Genomic DNA, 17521 nt, shown 5'->3' with positions numbered 1-17521 from the left:
ACCGGCCAGATGGCTAAGGGGTGGGGAGGAGTTCGGCGACGAGGGCGGCGAACTCCTCGGGGTCGAGGATGCGGATGCCCAGCTCTTCGGCCTTGGTGCGCTTGGAGCCGGCCTTCTCCCCCGCCACCAGGAGGGTGGTGCGCTTGGACACCGACGACGACGCCTTTCCGCCGGCGCGCTCGATCAGCTCGTTCATCTCGTTGCGGGACAACGCCGCGAGGGGGCCGGTCATGGACCCGGTCACCACGACGGCCTGTCCGGCCAGTGGGCCGCCCGCCGGGGCCTCGTCCCCGTCCCCGTCGGTCGGGGGCCCCTGCGGCTCGGTGACCTGGACGCCGACCTGCTGGGCCGCGAGCTTGTCGAGGAGCGGGGCGAGTTCGACGAGTTCGGCCGCGATGACGCGGGCCTTCTCGGTGCCGATGCCGTCGACCCCGGCCAGCGTGTCCGCGTCGGCGGCCCGGATCGCGGCCATCGAGCCGAAGTGCGCGGCGATCCGGCGGGACATCGTGCGCCCGGTGCCGCGGACGCCGAGGGCGCAGAACACCCGGCTCAGGGCCGCCCCGCGGGCGGTCTCGATCGCGGCCAGGAGGTTGGCGGCGCTGGTCTCGCCCATCCGCTCCAGACCGAGGAGCTGTTCGCGGGTCAGCGTGAACAGGTCGGCGACGTCCTTGACCAGACCGGCCTCCACCAGCTGGACCGCGCGCGTGCCGCCGAGACCCTCGATGTCGAGCTGGTCGCGGCCGGCCGCGTAGATCACCGAGGCGACGGCCTGACAGCTCCGGCCGCGCACGCACCGCCACCGCTGCTCGGAGGTGTCGATCGCGTCGCCGCAGCGGGGGCACGTCTCGGGGAAGACGATCGGGCTCTCGGCGCCGGTGCGCTGGTCGGCCAGCGGTGCCTCGACCCGGGGGATCACGTCACCGGCCCGGTACACGAACACCTGGTCGCCGATCATGAGCCCGCGGCGGGTGATGTCGGACGGATTGTGGAGCGTGGCGTAGGTGACCGTCACCCCGTCGATGACCACGGGCTCCAGGACGGCGCGCGGGGCGATGATCCCGGTGCGGCCGACGTTCCACTCCACCGCCAGCAGGCGCGTCACCTTGTGCTCGGCCGCCAGCTTCCGGGCCACCGCCCACCTCGGGGCGCGCGAGCCGTTGCCGGCCTGCCGCTGGTCCTCGGCCGCATCGGCCTTGACGACGACACCGTCGATCCCGAACGGCAGGTCTGCGCGCAGCGCGGCGACCTCGTCGATGCGTTCCTGCACCTGCTCCACCGTCTCGCACCGCATCGGGGCGGCGGCCGTGGCGGCGGCCGTGTTGGCGCCGAGCGCGGCCAGGGTCTCCAGAAGGGCGAGGTGGCCGAGGTCGTCCAGGCCGATCGCGCCGTAGGCGAAGAAGGTCAACTCGACGCGGTAGGGGCGGTCCTTGGCCCGCAGGGTGCCGGCCGCTCCGCTGCGCGGGTGCGCGAAGGGCGTGGCCTCGTGGGCCAGCCGGATCCGGTTGGCCTCCTCGAACTGCGCGGTCGTCAGCAGTACTTCGCCGCGCAGCTCGACGTCGATCGGCTCGGCGAGTACCGGAGGCATGCCGAGGACGGCGTCGGCGGCGTGGGTGATGTCCTCGCCGGCCAGGCCGTCGCCCCGGGTGAGGAGCTGAACGAGCCGGCCGCCCCGGTACCGGGCGGCCACGGCGAGGCCGTCGAGCTTCGGCTCCACGCACCACCCGGTCACCGGGTGCCCGAGACGCCGTTCCAGCCCTGCGGCCCATTCGGCGAGCTCGTCGGCGTCGAAGACGTTGTCGAGGGAAAGCATCGGAACCGAGTGCGGCACGTCCCCCTGGACGGCCCCGCCCGCGACCTTCCCGGTCGGCGACTCGGCGAGCACCTCGTCGGGGTGGGCCTCCTCGTAGGCTGCGATGGCGCGCAGCAGGCCGTCGTACTCGTCGTCACCGAGCGGGGTGGTGCCGTCGCCGTAGTAGGCGGCCGACGCCGCCACGGCGGTGGTCACGGCCTCGACGTAGGCGGCGGGAGAGAGCAGGGCACTGTTTTCGGTCATGGAGCTCATCATCGTCCCCGGCACTGACAACGCACCGCGGCCGGACCCTGCCCCCGGCGGGTCGCCCGGTCGCACGGCGTGGCCTGCGGAAACGTCGCGCGTTCCGACGCGTGGACCGATTCTCACCGGCCGACCACGAGGGGGGTATGGTCGTCCGGTCACGGACGGCAACCGGATCGTCTGCTCAACCCCGAGGAACCCACATGACTGATCTCGACTCGCTGCGGGCAAGCCTGGCGTCAGGTGAGCACGGGTTCGCCGACACTTTGGCCTTCGTCGCCGCTCACTACGCGTACCAGCCGCAGGCGTTCCGCAACGGTGAGCTGGAGAACGCCGCGGGTGAGAACGAGGGTTCCTGCAAGACGCTGGGACTGGCCCTGCTGGAGGGGCTGAGCGACCAGGAGGCGCTGCTGGCCTTCGGCGAGCACTACCGCAGCGTGCTGGCGACGCCGAACGACACCGATCACGGCAACATCCGCAACCTCATGGCCCATGGCCTGGCAGGGGTGAGCTTCACCGGGCAACCGCTGACGCGCAACGGCTGAACAGCGCCCGCACCGGCACCGGCAGCGGGGTGCGTCCGCCCGGTCCTGGGCCGCGGTGTCCCCAGGTCGGGGATCCGGCTGCGTCAGAGCTCCGTGTCCGTCTCCTCGGCCAGCGTGCCCAGGAGCCGGTCCTGGAACGCCTCGTCGTGCACGGCGGGGTGCGGCTCGCGCCGCCGCTCGTGGTACCAGTACCCGCCGCTCGTCAGGGCCTGCGCGTCATCGGCGACGGCGAGCCGTTCCTGGGTACGGTGCCCGAGGTCGAGATCGTCCGGCGCGTGCGGTCCTCCCATCCTGGTCGGCACCCAGCCGGGGTCCACCGCGTTGCTCAGCACGTGGGGGCGCAACCGGGCCACGGCGGCCGCGAGCGCCGTGACGAACAGCTTGCTGTCGGCGTACGAACCGGAGCTCCTGCCCTCCCAGTCGACCCCGTCGAGACGGGGGCGCCCGCCGAAGTGGGAACCGCTGCTGAGGTACACGAGCCGGCGGGGGGCGGGGAGGAGGGCCGTGAGCAGGTACGGCGCGACGACGTTGACCGGTATGACGGCCGGCCCCCGGTAGACGCCGGCGTTGTGGATGACCGCGTCGAGCGGGGGCGCGTCGTTCAGCTCGGCCGCGATGTTCCGTACGGCGTCGCGTTCGGTGAGGTCGCCGACGACGAGCCCCGCGCCGCGGTCCAGCAGCTCCTGGAGGGCCTGCGCGCGCTGACGGTTGCGCGCGTGGACCACGACCTCGTGCCCTTGGGCCAGCAGCGCCTGCGCCGCGGCCCGCCCGAGACCGTCCGCGGAGCCGGTCACCAGGATCCGGCTCATGCCCGTCTCCTTCCGCCTGGGGACACCAGCCTCGGAGCGGCCGCGATCCGTGGCAAGCGGTGCTGCTCCGACCGGCCCCGCGCCGCGCGGACGATGTCCACCCGGGCGCGCGGACGACGGCGACCCGGCCGGCTTCAGCGGGCGGCCGGTCCGCTCGTCACGGCCGTCCAGCTGCCGCCGTTCACCGTGTACGCCGTCAGCCGACGGTTGACCGTGTCGCCGCTCGCGTCGAAGGCGACGCGGCCCGTGACGCCGTCGAAGCCGAGCCGGCCCACGGCCGGCGGCACCTTCGCCCGGGCGTCGCCGGGGAGGGTGCCGCCGTTGGCCGCCACGACCGCCTTCACCGCCTCGACGAGGGCCCACGTCGCGTCGTACGCGTAGGGCCCGTACCAGCCGGCCGGCTCCGGGAATCCCGCCTTCTGGTACCGGGTGAGGAAGTCCCGCCCCGCCGCCGTTTCCCCGGCGGCGACGCCGATGTTGGTCGCGAGGTCCCCCTCGGCCTCGGGGTTCGTCGTGAGGTACTGCTGGTCGAAGATGCCGTCGCCCCCCATGAGGGGGATGTCCACCCCCGCCTCCTTGAGCTGCTGGGAGAGCGGCGCCGCGGTGTCGTAGTAGCCACCGAAGTACACGGCGTCGGCTCCCGAGGACCGCACCCGCTCGGCGAGGCCCGCGAAGGCGCGTTCCGCGGGATCGACCCGCTCTGTTCCGACGACGCTGCCGCCGAGCTTCGTGAACTCGGCCGTGAGACCGGAGGTGAGGGTGGTGCCGTGGGCGCTCGCGTCGTCCACCACGTACAGCTTGGTCCTCTTCGCCTCGCCGTGCAGGTACCGGGCGGCGAAGGGGCCTTGGTCGACGTCCGTCGCGATGGTGCGGAAGTAGGTGGAGGAGGGGCGGGACGTGGTGCCGGCGGCCCAGTCGGGGCCCAGCGTCAGCACGGGGTCGGTGTTGCCCGGCGACACGACGGCCATGTTCGCCCGTGTCAGCGGCGCCACCAGGGTCTTGGCGACGACGGAGTTGAGGGGGCCGACCACTCCCAGGACCTTCTCGTCCGAGACGAACCGCGCGGCGTTGGACGCGCCCTTGGCCGGGTCGGCCCCGTCGTCCAGGGCCTCGATCTCGAACGTCACCCCGGGGACGCGCCCGGTCTCGTTGGCGGTCCTGGCGGCCAGCTCGGCCGAGTTCCTGATGCCGACGCCCATGGCGGACAGGCCGCCGCTGAGCGGCGCGTCCACCCCGATCACCACGGTGACGGGGGACGCCGCCGCGCCGTTGCCGGCGGCCCCGCCTCCGTGCGGTGCATCGTCGGCTCGGGTGAGGGTCCAGGTGAGGACGGATCCCGTGGCGAGCGTCGCCAGAACCGTGGCCAGGACCACGGAACGCCGGGCCGGGTGCCGGCGTCGGGCCGAGGCCCGCTCGCCGTCCCCGGTCGCCTTCGGCGCCGTGTTCGCCCCCTGTCCCTCGGGTGGGGCCTCGGGTACGGGCGAGGCGGTCGGCCGGTCCGGCAGGGGGCGGGGTGCGGTGCCCGTGCCGGACCCGGGGTCCAGGACCGTCGGGGTCTGCGGGGACGGTGTCGTGGCGGGCGGCTCCTCCGGGTCCGCCGGGGCGGGGGTGGCCGTCGCGGCGTCGGACGTCGGAAGTGGGGTCGCGGGCGGGTCGGGCGTCGGGAGTGGGGTCGCGCGCGGGTCGGGCGTAGGCGGCGAGGTGCGCTCGGGTCCGGGTGCCTTCCCGGCGGAGGTGTGGGGTCCGGGTGGGGAGGACCGCAGCACCGATGCCAGCATGCCGGCCACTTCGCCGGCGCCGACGCGCTGCGCCGGGTCCTTGGTGAGGAGCGCGTCCAGCACGGGCGCGAGCAAGCCGGCGCGGACCGCCGGCCGGTGCGGTCGGGTGAAGACGGCCACGGCGAGGGCGTGGAGCCCCTCCGCGTCGAACGGCGGGTGCCCCTCGACGGCGTGGTAGAGGGTCGCGCCGAGTGCCCACAGGTCGTTGGCAGGCGTCGGGCGCGCGCCTTCCAGCTGTTCCGGCGGCATGTAGTGGGGCGTGCCGATGACGCTCCCGCTCCGGCTCAGCTTGGTGGTGGCGTCCGCGAGGTGGGCGATGCCGAAGTCGGTCAGGACGACGCGGTCCTTGGTCAGGAGGACGTTGTCCGGCTTGATGTCACGGTGGACGATGCCCGCGCCGTGCGCCTCGGCCAGCGCATCGAGCACGGCGGCGCCGATCTCGGCCACCCGCCGCACGGTGAGCCGCCCGTCGCGGCGGATGACGGCGGCCAGGGACTGCCCGCGGACCAACTCCATGACGATGACGGGGACGCCGTTGTGCTCCACGACGTCATGGATGGTGATGATCCCCGGGTGGCTGAGCGTGACCGCTGCACGGGCCTCACCGACGAAACGCCGGACCAGCGCGGCGCGGTCGTCGTCGTCCGTGCCTGGCGGAAAAAGGATCTCCTTGACCGCGACCTCACGTCCGAAGAGGTGCTGGTCGAGGCCACGCCACACCCGGCCCATACCGCCCTGGCCGATGCGTTCCACCAGCTGGTACCTGCCGGCGATGAGTTCGGGTTGCTCCTCGGTCACGCGCACACTCTAGGTCCTGCTGAGCCGGCCGGGTGACGGAAGTATGGCTTGATCACATCTGTCGTCAGGCCTTGCCGCCGAGCGGAACGGGGGGCCAGGCGCGTCGCGCGTCGTCGGCCGACGGTACGGGGCGGGCCCGGGGTTCGGGCCACCGTGGGGGGCCGTGTCCCCCGGCCAGCGGGGCAGGACCGGACGCGGCAGCGGGGAGTTGGCAGCAACAGGCTTACAGAAAAGGGAGGTTGGGACTCTTGCGCGCGGGTGGGGGCCGCTGCCAGGGTCGGCGGCAGCGGTCGCCCCCCCCACCCTGCCCGCTTCGCGGCACATCCTCATCGGAGTACCCGTGTCCCCGAGAACTACGCGCGTCAACCCGCTGCCCGCCTGGGCTTCCACGCTCCTGCGCTGGGCCGCGCCGCTCGCCGCCGCCCTGGCCTCCCTCGTCCTCTTCGCCCCGGGCGCCCCGCCCGCCCAGGCCGCCCCCGCCTGCGGGGTGCTCAGTGGCGGCGCGGCCCCCGCGGCGGTCCGTGCCGTCGACTCCGCCTGCGCGCAGATCGGGACTCCGTACTCCTGGGGTGGCGGCCACGGTGCTCGGCCGGGCCCCTCCTACGGGATCTGTGACCCGTCCAACGGCGCCCCCGACGACTGCAACGTCAAGGGCCTCGACTGTTCCGGCCTGGTCCGGTACGCCTACTTCCTGGCGGTCGGCGCCGACGTGATCAACGGGACCACCCGCACCCAGTGGCCCAGCTCCCGCGCCGTTGCCCGCCACTACCGCACGGACGGCACCGCGCCCCTCCTCCCCGGCGACCTGGTGTTCTTCGGCGGATCCCCCTCCACCATCCACCACGTCGCGGTCTACCTCGGCCAGGGCTGGATCGCCGAAGCCCCGTACTCCGGCGGTTACGTACGCGTGGCGGCCCTCACCGCGCACTCCGACTACTACGGCGCGATCCGCCTGTACGGGCAGGGCGGCGACTCCCCCGTCCCCCCGCAGCCCTCGGGCACGTTCTGGGTGGACACCTTCGCCAACGCCCCGGTCTACGGCTCTCCGACCGGCACCACCAGCACCGGAACCCTGTACCAGGGCACGAACTACGTGTTCTGCAAGGCGTGGGGCCGTCAGGTGGCCAGCGGCGGCGCCTACAACCACTGGTGGCTGAAGACGGACCCGGACGTGGGCCCGGCCAGCCAGTGGGTGTCGGCGTTCTACCTCGCCCGGTGGGGCAACGACGTCGCCAAGGACAACAACGGCACCGTGATCCCCGACTGCCCCGGCGGCACGTCGCCTCCGGGCGGCACCGTCAAGTTCTGGGTGGACACGTTCGCCAACGCCTCCGTCCACGGCTCGCCCACGAGCACGACCGCGACCGGAACCCTGTACCAGGGCACGAACTACGTCTTCTGCAAGGCGTGGGGCCGTCAGGTGGCCAGCGGCGGCGCCTACAACCACTGGTGGCTGAAGACGGACCCGGACGTGGGCCCGGCCGGCCAGTGGGTGTCGGCGTTCTACCTCGCCCGGTGGGGCAACGACGTCGCCAAGGACAACGACGGCACCGTGATCCCCGACTGCTGAGCCGGGCGCCGGACACGCACCGAGGGCCCGCCGCGGTCCGAGGAGCACCGTGGTCGTCAGACGACACTGCGGTAGTGGGTCGTCAGGCGTCCCGTGTCGTCCAGCACGTGGAAGGCGAGCGCCGGGGGTCGGTCGAGGTGGACGTGGCCGCCCGGCTGGGCGGGGTGCTCCCAGGGGAGCCGGAGGGTGGAGGCGACACCGGGGGCGACGAGCAGGGGTTTGCCGGCGAAGGTGGTGGCCGCCGCGGTGTGGGCGTGGCCGCAGACGAGGGCGGCGATGTTGGGATGGCGCTCGACGAGAGCGGCGAGACGGCTCTCGCCGAACTGTCGCACGCCGTCGATGTAGGGGTCGTGCAGGAGGGTCGGGGGGTGGTGGAAGCCGACGAGGACCGGTGTGTCGCCCGGCGTCCGGGCGAGTACGTCCTCCAGCCAGAGCAGCGTGTCGTCCTCGAGGAAGCCTTCGTCCTTCCCCGGTACCGAGGAGTCGCACAGGGCGATGGTGAACCGTTCGGTGCGGTGGACCTGGTTGACGGGGGCACTCGAGGCGGGCTCTCCGAGCAGGAAGCGGCGGAAGGCGCCGCGTTCGTCGTGGTTTCCCGGGCAGAGCAGCAGCGGGTGGCGGGACGCCAGAAGGCGGCGGGCCAGCTCGTACTCGCCGGGCAGTGCGTGGTCGGCGATGTCGCCGGTGACCAGCACGGCGTCCAGGTCGTGGGGCAGGGCGTCGAGGTAGTCCATCACCGCCTGGATGCGGTCGACGCTGCGTTGCTCGCCGTCGATGTGGGGGTCGCTGAGGTGTGCTGTCACGATCACGGTCGCGCCTGGTCCTTTCCGGAGTTCGGCCCCCGGGGTGGGGGCGGCGGGCGCTCGGGCTGGCACCCGCTTCGTCGCTACGGCGAGCGTAGGGAGGGCCCCGGACCAGAAGTAAGATCCGCCTACGTGCCGGAAAGTTGGTCCGGTTGCGTGCTCCCCGTGGGGACTTCGGAGGCGAGGACGTCGAACAGGGCGTCGAGGGCCCCGGGGTAGGCCCGTTCGGACGGGGCGGCGAAGCCGATCAGCAGGCCCTGCGGGCGGCCGGCCCGGTCGTGGTGGAGTTCCGTGAGGCCGCGCAGGGCGAGGCCTCGGCGAACGCAGACGGCGAGCACGTCGTCTTCGGCGGGGCCGTCGGCGGGGAGGGTAACGAGGGTGTGCAGGCCGGCGGGGACTCCCTGGACGGCCAGGCGCGGATGGGCGGCCGCCCGGGTCACGAGCAGTTCGCGGCGGCGGCGGTAGCGCATGCGGGCGGCACGGACGTGGCGGTCGTAGGCGTGCGTGGTGATCAGGTCCGCGAGGACGAGTTGGCCCAGGCTCTCGGTGTACTGGTCGGCCCGGCGCTTGGCCAGCACCATCGGCCCCACCAGGTGGGGCGGCAGGACCATCCAGGCCAGCCGGAGCGCGGGGGCCAGGGTCTTGGAGGCGGTACCGCAGTACACGACGTGTTCGGGGGCCACGCCCTGGAGCGCTCCGACGGGCTGACGGTCGTAGCGGTACTCGCCGTCGTAGTCGTCCTCGACGACCAGGCCGCCGGTCGAGCGCGCCCAGGCGCACACGGCCCGGCGGCGTCCGGGACGGAGCGGGACGCCGGTCGGGTACTGGTGAGAGGGGGTGAGGAAGACCGCGTCCGCCTCCCGACCCAGTACGTCCGTGCGGGCGCCACGCCCGTCGACGGGCAGCGGCAGGGGGGTGAGTCCGGCGCGCCGGATGACGTCGCGGTAGAGGTTGTGCCCCGGGTCCTCCACGGCCGCGGTGCGGGCGCCCCCGGCGGCCAGTACGCCGCTGAGTAGACCCAGGCCCTGGTAGTAGCCGGAGGTGATGACGATCCGGCCGGGCGTCGTGACGACGCCGCGCGTGCGACCCAGGTAGCCGGCGAGGGCCCGGCGCAGTTCGATGCGGCCTTGGGGGTCCCCGGCGCCGAACACCTCGGGGCGGGCCCGGGTGAGCACGCGGCGGGTGGCGGCGAGCCAGGCCCGGGTGGGGAAGGCGGCGACGTCCGGGTGCCCGGGGCGAAGGTCGTGCCGGGGAGGGGACGGCTCGGGCGCGGGGGGATCGGCCACCGTGACGCGCCGAGGCAGCTCGGCCACCGCGGTGCCCGACCCCGGGCGCGTGGTCAGATAGCCCTCCTCGACCAGTTGGCCGTAAGCCGCGGTCACCGTGCCCCGCGAGAGCCCGAGTTCCGCGGCCAGCCCCCGGGTGGACGGCAGGACCGTGCCGGCGGGAAGCCGCCCTTGGTGGATCGCCTCCCGCAGCGCGGACTCCAGGCCGGAGCGCCGCCCGCCCGCGGGGTGGGGCGCTATGTGGAGGTCGAGACGAGAGCCGGACCACGCGTGCGACATGGAAAGGGATCTTACGGAGACCTGCGGCGCCGCACGTCGGGGCGGTGGCCGGGGGCGGTGGTCGGGGACGGTCAGAAGCGCAGGGCGTCGCCCCAGTAGCCGCCGATCTCCCGTTGGTAGTCCGGGTCGTGGAGGTGCTCGTCCCGGACGAACTCGGGCGACTCCTTCACCTGCTTCCTGGTCCGGTCTACGTAGACCTTCTCCTCGGCGGTGTCGATGCGGGTGATCGTGCCGGCGGGAAGGAGCACCTTCCTGCCGAAGATCCAGGGGCCGGTGTCCACCACGATCCAGCCCGCGCCGGTCTCGTTCGACTGCTCGTCGACCTTGCCGATGGTGCCGTCGACGGCCTCCACCGCGTAGCCCGTCAGGTCCTTGTCCACGGGGTGGCCGGCGGGCAGGCGGTAGATCCAGATGTTGTCGTTCATGAACGCGAGGTCCTTTCTCGGCGGTTCTGCTCGGGTGGTGTCCGCGCTGCCGTGACTACCACCGGTACCAGCGGCCGTTGCTGCCCGCGGGGCGCGCGATGAAGCCGAGCAGCCAGAGGACGAGCACCGCGACGGCGACCCACCACAGCACCTTCACTGCGAAGCCGACGCCGAAGAGGATCAGTGCGAGAAGGAGGACGAGGAGCAGCGGGACCATGTCTGTGAACCTCCTCGGGCTCGTGGCCCGGTGTCGGGTGCGTTGTCATGGGCTCGCCTGCCCCGGATCCGCGGATTGACTCACCGTCCGTCTTTCTGGGCGAGTGCCGGCTGGATTCGCCTTCTTTTCGTCCCCTTGACGATATCAGCCCCTCGCAATTATCGTCAGACTGACGAAACAGGGGGTCCATCATGGCCGACATCACCCGGCGCTTCGGCTGGCGTCACCTGCGCTCCGCGCCCACCGCACACATCCGCCACCACAAGCGCGGCCGGCTCGTCCACGACGGCCGGGGGCTCAGTTTCTGGTACCGGTCGCTGTCGGCGGCGCTGTCCGAAGTGCCCGTCGACGACCGGGAGCTGGCCATGGCCTTCCACGCCCGTACGTCCGACTTCCAGGACGTCACCGTGCAGGCCACCGTCACCTACCGGATCAGCGACCCGGCCGAGGCCGCGGACCGACTCGACTTCTCGGTCGACCCGGACACCGGCAGCTGGCGCGGCGCCCCCTTGGAGCAGATCTCCACGCTCCTCACCGAGACCGCGCAGCAGCACGCGCTGGACGTACTGGCCCGGACCTCGTTGGCCGTCGCCCTGGTGGACGGCGTCGCCTCCGTACGGAAGAGCGTCGCCACCGGTCTGGCCGCCGAGCCCAGGCTCCCGGCCACCGGTATCGACGTGGTGGCCGTCCGCGTCGTCGCGATCCGGCCCGAAGCCGAGGTGGAGCGCGCCCTGCGTACACCGGCCCGCGAGCAGATCCAGCAGGAGGCGGACCGGGCCACGTACGAACGGCGGGCCGTCGCCGTCGAGCGCGAGCGTGCGATCGCCGAGAACGAGTTGGCCAGCCAGATCGAACTTGCCCGGCGCGAGGAGCAGTTGGTCGAACAACGCGGTATCAACTCCCGACGCGAGGCCGAGGAGAAGGCGGCGGCCGACAGCGTACGCACCGAGGCCGAGGCGGCGCGCAAGGTCCGGCTGGCCCGCGCGGACGCCGAGGCGGCACGCGCGACGGGCTCGGCGCGCGCCGAGGCCCAGGCCGCCTGGCTGCAGGTGCACGGCGAGGCAGGCCCGGGCACGCTGTACGCCCTGGCGGCGACCCGACTGGCGGAGAACCTGCCGCGGGTCGAGAGCATCACGCTCTCCCCGGACGTCCTCACCGGCCTCCTCAGCCGGCTCGGGCGTCCCGATTCCGGAGCGGACGCGTGAGCCTGGCCCCGCGGGCGGTGCTCGTGCACCGCAGGACCGAGTACGAGGAACTGATCGACCGGCACGGCACGCACGGTCAGGCCGCGTTCTTCCTCTCCAGCCGCGGCCGTTCGATCGAGGAGGTGCTCGACCGCCACGGCCGGACCCGGCAGGCGCTGCGGGAAGTGGCGGCGGCGGTACCCCTCACCTGGCGCAGCTCCCAGGTGGAGCGGGCGGACCTGGACCGGTTCCTGTTCGCGCCGGAGGACGTGGTGGTCGTGGTCGGGCAGGACGGTCTGGTCGCCAACGCCGCGAAGTACCTCACCGGACAGCCGGTGGTCGGCATCGACACCGACCCGGGGCGCAACCCCGGGATCCTGGTCCGGCACCGCTGCGCCGACACGGCCGCCCTCCTGCGTGCCGCGAGCACCGGGGGGCGGACGGAGGACCTGACCATGGTCGAGGCCGTCGCCGACGACACCCAGCGCCTGCTCGCACTCAACGAGATCTACCTGGGCCCGCCCGGCCATCAGACGGTCCGCTACCGCCTGGGCCCCGACGGTGAGGAGGGCCCGGGCGAGGCGCAGGCGTCCTCCGGGGTACTTGTCGGCACCGGCACCGGAGCCACCGGTTGGCTGCGCTCGCTGTGGCTGGAGCGCGGCGGCACGGCACAACTGCCCGCACCGTGCGACCGCCGGCTCCTGTGGTTCGTGCGCGAGGCCTGGCCGTCGCCCGCCACCGGAACCTCGAGGGTGGCCGGCCGGTTGGAGCGCGATCAGGGGCTGCGGCTGACCGTGGAGTCGGACCGGATCGTGGTCTTCGGCGACGGGATGGAGGCCGATGCGCTGCAGCTGACCTGGGGCCAGAGCGTACGACTGGGCATCGCGGCGACGTCACTGCGCCTGCTGACGTGACCCCCCGCCCGCCCGTCCCCTGCCTCCGGCCCCCGAGGCCTCGGCCGGTCGAATGGCTGCCACCGGAGTGCCGGAACTATCATGGGACTCATCTGCTCCCGCGTGTTCGCTCTCGCCCGTTGCGACGAACAACGAGGTGGAGGAGGACGGTATGAACACACCTGGTTTCACGGCGGAATCCTGCGTCGGCGGGGCGTCGTCCTCGTTCACGCAGTCCCTGGTCCGCTCCACCGCGGATGCCGCCGGTCACGTGGTACCGGCGATACCCATTTCGGACGACGAGTGGTTCCAGATGTGCCAGCTCATGGGGTGCGGTGCCATCAGCCGCCCGGACGGGACGGTGGACTGCGTCTGCTACCAGTCGCAGTAGCCGGGCTACGATCCGGTGCGCCCCGTGACACGTGCTCGTCCGCGGCTGCGCCACGTGACCGTGCACGTCACACGCTTCCCACGTGGCTGAGAAGCCGGCGTTCTCGAACGGACGCCCCGTCGCGAGCAAACCTGGTGATCGCTAGGAGGCTCCAGCATGACGAGGTCCGAGGCGGCGCCGTACGAGGCGTGCAAGGGAGGTGCGCCGCCGGGCAGTCGGGCAGCCGCGCCGTTCGATCTCGTGGGACTCACCCCGCTGATGCGTCGGACGAGCGGTACGTCCGACCTGGCGGTCGGCCTCATCGACGGTCCCGTCGCTACGGGACATCCAGAGCTCGTAGCCGGGAACGTTCGAGAAGTCACCGCTACTGCGCGCGCCGCATGCACGTACCCGGACAGCCATGCGTGCCGCCACGGCACCTTCGTAGCGGGCGTATTGGCAGGCCGCCGCGGCTCCGGTGCGCCGGCCATCTGCCCGGGCTGCACCCTCCTGGTGCGGCCGATATTCGCCGAGACCGCGCCCGGGCACGGGCCGATGCCGACCGCCAGTCCGGAAGACCTCGCGGAGGCGATCCGCGCAGTCGTCGCGGCCGGCGCCTCGGTCGTCAACATCAGTGCCGACCTGCGCTGGTCATCCGCCCGAGGGTGCGAGGCGCTGACGCAGGCACTGGACGACGCGTCGCGACGTGGCGTCATCGTCGTAGCGGCCGCCGGAAATCAGGGCCTCGTCGGCGGCTCGGCCCTCACCCGGCATGCATCGGTCGTACCGGTGGCGGCCTGTGACGTACGGGGTCGACTCCTGAGCTACTCCAACCTGGGTGCCACCATGGCCCGTCGCGGCCTGCGGGCGCCGGGCGAGGGCATCGTGAGCCTGCAGACGGCGGGTCGCCTGCTGCCGGTGGGCGGAACGAGTGTGTCCGCCCCCCTGGTGACCGGAGCGATCGCCCTGCTGTGGTCGCTGTTCCCTACGGCGAGTGCTGCACGGATCCGCCACGCCCTCCTCGCCGGCGCACCCCGCGGCCTCGGGGTCGCACCCCCGCTGCTCGACGCCTGGGGAGCCCACCGCCGGCTCGCGGCGGCGGGCTCCTGAAAGAAAGAGCGGCGGGCTCCTGAAAGGAAGAGACGTGAAGGACGAAAGCGCTCCCCGCGGCCACGGGACATCCGGGACTCCCCCGACACCGCGAGTGCGGCTGCCGAGGCTCGTCACGGACGGGGAGATCGGCCTGGGTGACGTGATCAAGCGCGCCACCGCGACCGTCGGGATCCGGCCCTGCGACGGGTGCCGTCGACGCGCCGAGGCGCTCAACCACTGGGTCGGCTTCGGCGGCCGCCGCAGTCCTTGAGCGCTGGTCCACAGACGTCCTGCTGCCGACCGGAAGGGAACGGACACATGGAAGAACGCGTCATGGTCGGGGAAGCCGAAGAAGTCTCCGAACCGCAGTCGTTCGACGATCCGCTGGTACAGGCACCGACCGCGCCGGAACCGCCGTCACCGCCGGTCTTCGAAACCGGTGCGGTCTCGGCCGGGTTCGGGCAGGAGACCTGCCCGTCGTGCGCCGCCGCCACAGGCGCCGACCGTACCGCTTCGCCGCCCGTGCACGTCTTCGCACTGGGGCGCATCGAACCGCGCTTTCCCACCCTCGGCGTGGAGAAGGAGTTCGCCCAGGCGACCGGCAGGACGGACACCTACGGACTGACCGACCGGGAGGCGCTCCAGGCCGTGTTCGCCGAACCCGGGAACCGTTACCTCGCGCGGCAGTTGTGCTGGGTGTTCACCGTTCAGGGGCTGGACACCTACCTGCTGCGCACCCGTGACCCGGCCGACCTGTCCATGCTGATCGAGTCGATCAGGCCGTCGCCTGACGGCGCCGACGTGGACGTCGTGATCGGTCGTCGCGGTCCGATCTCGGCGCCGGAACTCTGCAACGGGCTCATGGTGCCCATCGTGGTCTTCGACCAGATCTACTCCTTCGACCGGGAGTCCTTGATCGACACCCTCCCGATGCCCGAGGGAGAGGAAGCCGGCCGGTACCGGTCGACGGCCCGGGAGCTCTTCGACCGCACCGTCCAGCTCTCCGACAACGCCGGCGCGACGGACGAGCACCGCGCGCTCAACTACCTCGCCGTGCGGTACCCGTCCGTCTACACCCGGACGGCCGAGGCCTTCGCGAACAACCAGTCCCTGTCCGGCGTCGAGGTGCGGCCCTCCCGGCTGAGCGGAACTCGAACGATCATGGACGTCGTCTTCTCCTACACCGGCCGGGAGACCGACGTCACGGAGAAGTACTTCGCGCGCGTGGACGTGAGCGAGACGTTTCCGTTCCTGGTCAGCCGGTTCCAGCCCTACTACGACCGGTGAGGTGTCGGCCGTATCCATGAAGAGGTGATCCGCGTGCTCGTACCAGGGTTCACGGCAGAGAAGTCACTGCGCTCCGGAGGGACGGGCTTCCGCACCGTCGGCGGCGCGGGAGGGACACAGGTGGTACCGGCCTCGGGAGCCGGACGCGGTGACCCCGCGGAATCCTGCATACCCAACTGCGTCTGCGTGACGGAGGAAGGCTGCCCCTGCTGCGCCACCTCCGGGCGTCGGCCGCTCGTACCGATCACGGTGGTGTCGGTGAGGCGTGGCCGCGGCCGCAGGCTGTCGAGGCGCCGGGCGTGAAGGCCGCTCCGGACGCGGACAGGAGGGAGCCGGAGACACGCCTCTGATCCGAGGGCGGTTCCCCTCGTGAGGGGTTCGTGTCGCGATCGCGGCCCGACCTTGACGTTCCGCATGCCGTTGTCGCTTCGAGACTGATTCGCAACCCCTTCGACGGCTCCCACGGGCCCCCTCGGGCGTCACATTCGGAGACTCCGAGACGTCGACGACCCGAGGGGGCCGAACTGATGCTGTCCACACGGCAGTTCGCACGATCGATCGCCGCGCTCGCGGCCGGGGGGCTGCTGCTCACCGGCTGCTCGGGCGGCTCCGCGTCGGACCGGTCCGGCCGCTCCGGTCCGGGACCTGCGTACGTCCTGCCCGACGGCGGTTCCCGCTCCGGTGGCGGCGGTACGGCCGGGGTCAGCGCCGGAACGGCGGGGACCGGCCCGGGCGCCGCCGACGGCGCGCCCGAAGGCGAGGACGACGGGATCCGGAGCCCCGCCCCTCCCGCCGACTACCTGTCGACGTTCGCCCTGGACGTGGACACGGCGGGCTACGGATTCGCCCGTCGCAGCCTCGCCGACGGGCGCCTGCCGGCTCCGGAGACGGTCAGACCGGAGGAGTTCGTCAACAGCTTCCGCCAGGACTACCCCCGCCCCGACGGCAACGGCTTCGCCGTCGCCGTGGACGGTGCGCGCCTCGCCGGTTCCGACGGGTGGTCGCTGGTCCGCGTCGGGCTGACGACCGGCCCCGCCGCACGCGGGGCCGACCGGCGGCCGGCCGCCCTCACGTTCGTCGTCGACATCTCCGGCTCGATGGCGGAGACCGGCCGGCTCGACCTGGTGCGCACCGCGATGGGGCTGATGACCGACCGGCTGCGCAGCGACGACTCGGTGGCCGTGGTCGCCTTCAGCGACCAGGCCGAGACCCGGCTGCCGATGACCCGTCTGGACGGGAACCGGCAGCGGGTGCACGAGGTCGTCGACGGCCTGCTGCCGAGCCGGTCCACCAACGTGGAGGCCGGAGTGGTCCGCGGCTACGAGGTGGCGGTCGCGGGCCTGCGGCCCGGAGCCACCAACCGGGTCGTGCTGCTCTCCGACGCACTCGCCAACACCGGGGCGACCACCGCCGACGCCATCCTCGACCGGATCGACGACGCCCGCCGGCGGCACGGGATCACGCTGTCCGGCGTGGGCGTCGGCAGCGACTACGGGGACGCGCTGATGGAACGCCTGGCCGACCACGGCGACGGCCACACCACCTACATCGCCGACCAGGAGTCGGCGCGCCGGGTGTTCTGCGAGGACCTGCCCGCCCAGATCGACCTGCGCGCCCGGGACGCCAAGGCCCAGGTCGCCTTCGACCCGCAGACCGTGGAACGTTTCCGCCTGATCGGCTACGAGGACCGCAAGGTCGCCGACGAGGACTTCCGCGACGACGCCGTGGACGGCGGCGAAGTGGGCCCCGGCCACACGGTCACCGCCCTCTACGCGGTCCGTACGCGGCCGGGCGCGGCCGGCCACCTGGCCACCGCGACCGTACGGTGGCTCGACCCGCGGACCCGGGCCCCGCACGAGGCCTCCGGCACCGTCGAGGCGGCGGCCCTGCACGGGGACCTGTGGGAGCGGGCCCCGGCCCGGCTGCAGGTGACCGCGGTCGCGGCCTACTTCGCCTCGGCGCTGCGCGAGGCGTCCGGGGGCTGGGAGCCGCTGCCCGGCGCCCTCCCGCTCGATGCGCTCGCCCGGCGGGCCGAGGGGCTGGCGGCGCGCACCGAGGACGCCGACGTGGTCCGGCTGTCCGAAGCGGTACGGCAGGCCGCGGGGCTGCGCCGCTGAGCCGGGCGGCGTCAC

Annotated in this window: 16 protein-coding genes; 9 read left to right on the top strand and 7 right to left on the bottom strand. The window is 72.9% G+C overall.

Going from position 1 to position 17521, the window contains the following annotated elements; all coding sequences use genetic code 11:
- Positions 1 to 13 precede the first annotated feature (13 nt).
- On the bottom strand, positions 14 to 2062 hold the full coding sequence (ligA, locus tag ACIQCH_RS01175; RefSeq protein ID WP_402576602.1) for an NAD-dependent DNA ligase LigA: 2049 nt from the start codon (positions 2060 to 2062) through the stop codon (positions 14 to 16).
- A 194-nt stretch (positions 2063 to 2256) separates the two neighbouring features.
- Between ligA and ACIQCH_RS01170 the strand changes: the two genes are divergently transcribed.
- Positions 2257 to 2598: a HopJ type III effector protein gene (locus ACIQCH_RS01170; RefSeq protein WP_402576600.1), complete on the top strand. Its 342-nt coding sequence runs from the start codon at positions 2257 to 2259 to the stop codon at positions 2596 to 2598.
- Positions 2599 to 2681: 83 nt separating this feature from the next.
- Here ACIQCH_RS01170 and ACIQCH_RS01165 read toward each other — a convergent pair whose 3' ends face one another.
- Positions 2682 to 3407, bottom strand: coding sequence for an SDR family NAD(P)-dependent oxidoreductase (locus ACIQCH_RS01165; protein WP_402576598.1), 726 nt, complete (start codon positions 3405 to 3407; stop codon positions 2682 to 2684).
- A 134-nt stretch (positions 3408 to 3541) separates the two neighbouring features.
- The gene (locus ACIQCH_RS01160) at positions 3542 to 5983 is read right to left on the bottom strand and encodes an ABC transporter substrate-binding protein (RefSeq protein ID WP_402576596.1); all 2442 of its coding nucleotides are present in this window, start codon (positions 5981 to 5983) and stop codon (positions 3542 to 3544) included.
- Between the two features lie 340 nt (positions 5984 to 6323).
- Between ACIQCH_RS01160 and ACIQCH_RS01155 the strand changes: the two genes are divergently transcribed.
- Positions 6324 to 7553 (top strand): C40 family peptidase, encoded by a 1230-nt coding sequence (locus ACIQCH_RS01155; protein WP_402576594.1) that lies wholly within the window; start codon positions 6324 to 6326, stop codon positions 7551 to 7553.
- A 56-nt stretch (positions 7554 to 7609) separates the two neighbouring features.
- Here ACIQCH_RS01155 and ACIQCH_RS01150 read toward each other — a convergent pair whose 3' ends face one another.
- From ACIQCH_RS01150 to ACIQCH_RS01135, 4 genes are all read right to left on the bottom strand, one after another.
- On the bottom strand, positions 7610 to 8362 hold the full coding sequence (locus tag ACIQCH_RS01150) for a metallophosphoesterase (protein ID WP_402576592.1): 753 nt from the start codon (positions 8360 to 8362) through the stop codon (positions 7610 to 7612).
- Between the two features lie 122 nt (positions 8363 to 8484).
- The gene (locus ACIQCH_RS01145; RefSeq protein WP_402576590.1) at positions 8485 to 9921 is read right to left on the bottom strand and encodes a PLP-dependent aminotransferase family protein; all 1437 of its coding nucleotides are present in this window, start codon (positions 9919 to 9921) and stop codon (positions 8485 to 8487) included.
- 71 nt (positions 9922 to 9992) lie between these two features.
- Positions 9993 to 10346, bottom strand: a complete 354-nt coding sequence (locus ACIQCH_RS01140) for a PRC-barrel domain containing protein (RefSeq protein ID WP_402576588.1) — start codon at positions 10344 to 10346, stop codon at positions 9993 to 9995.
- Positions 10347 to 10401: 55 nt separating this feature from the next.
- Positions 10402 to 10563 carry a hypothetical protein gene (locus ACIQCH_RS01135; protein ID WP_030194870.1) on the bottom strand — a complete coding sequence of 54 codons (162 nt, stop codon included), beginning with the start codon at positions 10561 to 10563 and terminating at the stop codon, positions 10402 to 10404.
- A gap of 191 nt (positions 10564 to 10754) precedes the next feature.
- On the opposite strand from ACIQCH_RS01135, the gene ACIQCH_RS01130 reads away from it, so the two are divergent.
- The 7 genes from ACIQCH_RS01130 (at position 10755) to ACIQCH_RS01100 (ending at position 17506) form a co-directional block, all read left to right on the top strand.
- Entirely contained in the window at positions 10755 to 11768 is a 1014-nt protein-coding gene (locus ACIQCH_RS01130; RefSeq protein ID WP_402576586.1) for an SPFH domain-containing protein, read from the top strand.
- Positions 11765 to 12661 (top strand): hypothetical protein, encoded by an 897-nt coding sequence (locus ACIQCH_RS01125; RefSeq protein ID WP_402576584.1) that lies wholly within the window; start codon positions 11765 to 11767, stop codon positions 12659 to 12661. Before ACIQCH_RS01130 ends, ACIQCH_RS01125 begins: the two co-directional genes overlap by 4 nt.
- A 151-nt stretch (positions 12662 to 12812) precedes the next feature.
- Positions 12813 to 13031: a hypothetical protein gene (locus ACIQCH_RS01120; protein ID WP_402576582.1), complete on the top strand. Its 219-nt coding sequence runs from the start codon at positions 12813 to 12815 to the stop codon at positions 13029 to 13031.
- Positions 13032 to 13187: 156 nt separating this feature from the next.
- A complete protein-coding gene (locus tag ACIQCH_RS01115; RefSeq protein ID WP_402576580.1) occupies positions 13188 to 14120 on the top strand; it encodes a S8 family serine peptidase in 933 nt (310 codons plus the stop codon).
- A gap of 94 nt (positions 14121 to 14214) precedes the next feature.
- Positions 14215 to 14373, top strand: a complete 159-nt coding sequence (locus ACIQCH_RS01110; protein WP_402576578.1) for a hypothetical protein — start codon at positions 14215 to 14217, stop codon at positions 14371 to 14373.
- Between the two features lie 47 nt (positions 14374 to 14420).
- Positions 14421 to 15389 (top strand): hypothetical protein, encoded by a 969-nt coding sequence (locus ACIQCH_RS01105; protein WP_402576576.1) that lies wholly within the window; start codon positions 14421 to 14423, stop codon positions 15387 to 15389.
- A gap of 527 nt (positions 15390 to 15916) precedes the next feature.
- On the top strand, positions 15917 to 17506 hold the full coding sequence (locus ACIQCH_RS01100) for a von Willebrand factor type A domain-containing protein (RefSeq protein WP_402576574.1): 1590 nt from the start codon (positions 15917 to 15919) through the stop codon (positions 17504 to 17506).
- Positions 17507 to 17521: the final 15 nt, after the last annotated feature.

This window comes from Streptomyces sp. NPDC093225, assembly GCF_044753805.1.
Classification (GTDB): Bacteria; Actinomycetota; Actinomycetes; order Streptomycetales; family Streptomycetaceae; genus Streptomyces.
The sequence above is the reverse complement of the archived record's forward strand: the minus strand, read 5'-3'. Positions and strand labels throughout refer to the sequence as shown.

What these genes read in the sequence shown, in the direction of transcription:
- ligA (WP_402576602.1), bottom strand. Translation starts at nt 2,062, where the DNA reads ATGAGCTCCATGACCGAAAACAGTGCCCTGCTCTCTCCCGCCGCCTAC.
- ACIQCH_RS01170 (WP_402576600.1), top strand. Translation starts at nt 2,257, where the DNA reads ATGACTGATCTCGACTCGCTGCGGGCAAGCCTGGCGTCAGGTGAGCAC.
- ACIQCH_RS01165 (WP_402576598.1), bottom strand. Translation starts at nt 3,407, where the DNA reads ATGAGCCGGATCCTGGTGACCGGCTCCGCGGACGGTCTCGGGCGGGCC.
- ACIQCH_RS01145 (WP_402576590.1), bottom strand. Translation starts at nt 9,921, where the DNA reads ATGTCGCACGCGTGGTCCGGCTCTCGTCTCGACCTCCACATAGCGCCC.
- ACIQCH_RS01140 (WP_402576588.1), bottom strand. Translation starts at nt 10,346, where the DNA reads ATGAACGACAACATCTGGATCTACCGCCTGCCCGCCGGCCACCCCGTG.
- ACIQCH_RS01135 (WP_030194870.1), bottom strand. Translation starts at nt 10,563, where the DNA reads ATGGTCCCGCTGCTCCTCGTCCTCCTTCTCGCACTGATCCTCTTCGGC.
- ACIQCH_RS01130 (WP_402576586.1), top strand. Translation starts at nt 10,755, where the DNA reads ATGGCCGACATCACCCGGCGCTTCGGCTGGCGTCACCTGCGCTCCGCG.
- ACIQCH_RS01120 (WP_402576582.1), top strand. Translation starts at nt 12,813, where the DNA reads ATGAACACACCTGGTTTCACGGCGGAATCCTGCGTCGGCGGGGCGTCG.
- ACIQCH_RS01115 (WP_402576580.1), top strand. Translation starts at nt 13,188, where the DNA reads ATGACGAGGTCCGAGGCGGCGCCGTACGAGGCGTGCAAGGGAGGTGCG.
- ACIQCH_RS01105 (WP_402576576.1), top strand. Translation starts at nt 14,421, where the DNA reads ATGGAAGAACGCGTCATGGTCGGGGAAGCCGAAGAAGTCTCCGAACCG.
- ACIQCH_RS01100 (WP_402576574.1), top strand. Translation starts at nt 15,917, where the DNA reads ATGCTGTCCACACGGCAGTTCGCACGATCGATCGCCGCGCTCGCGGCC.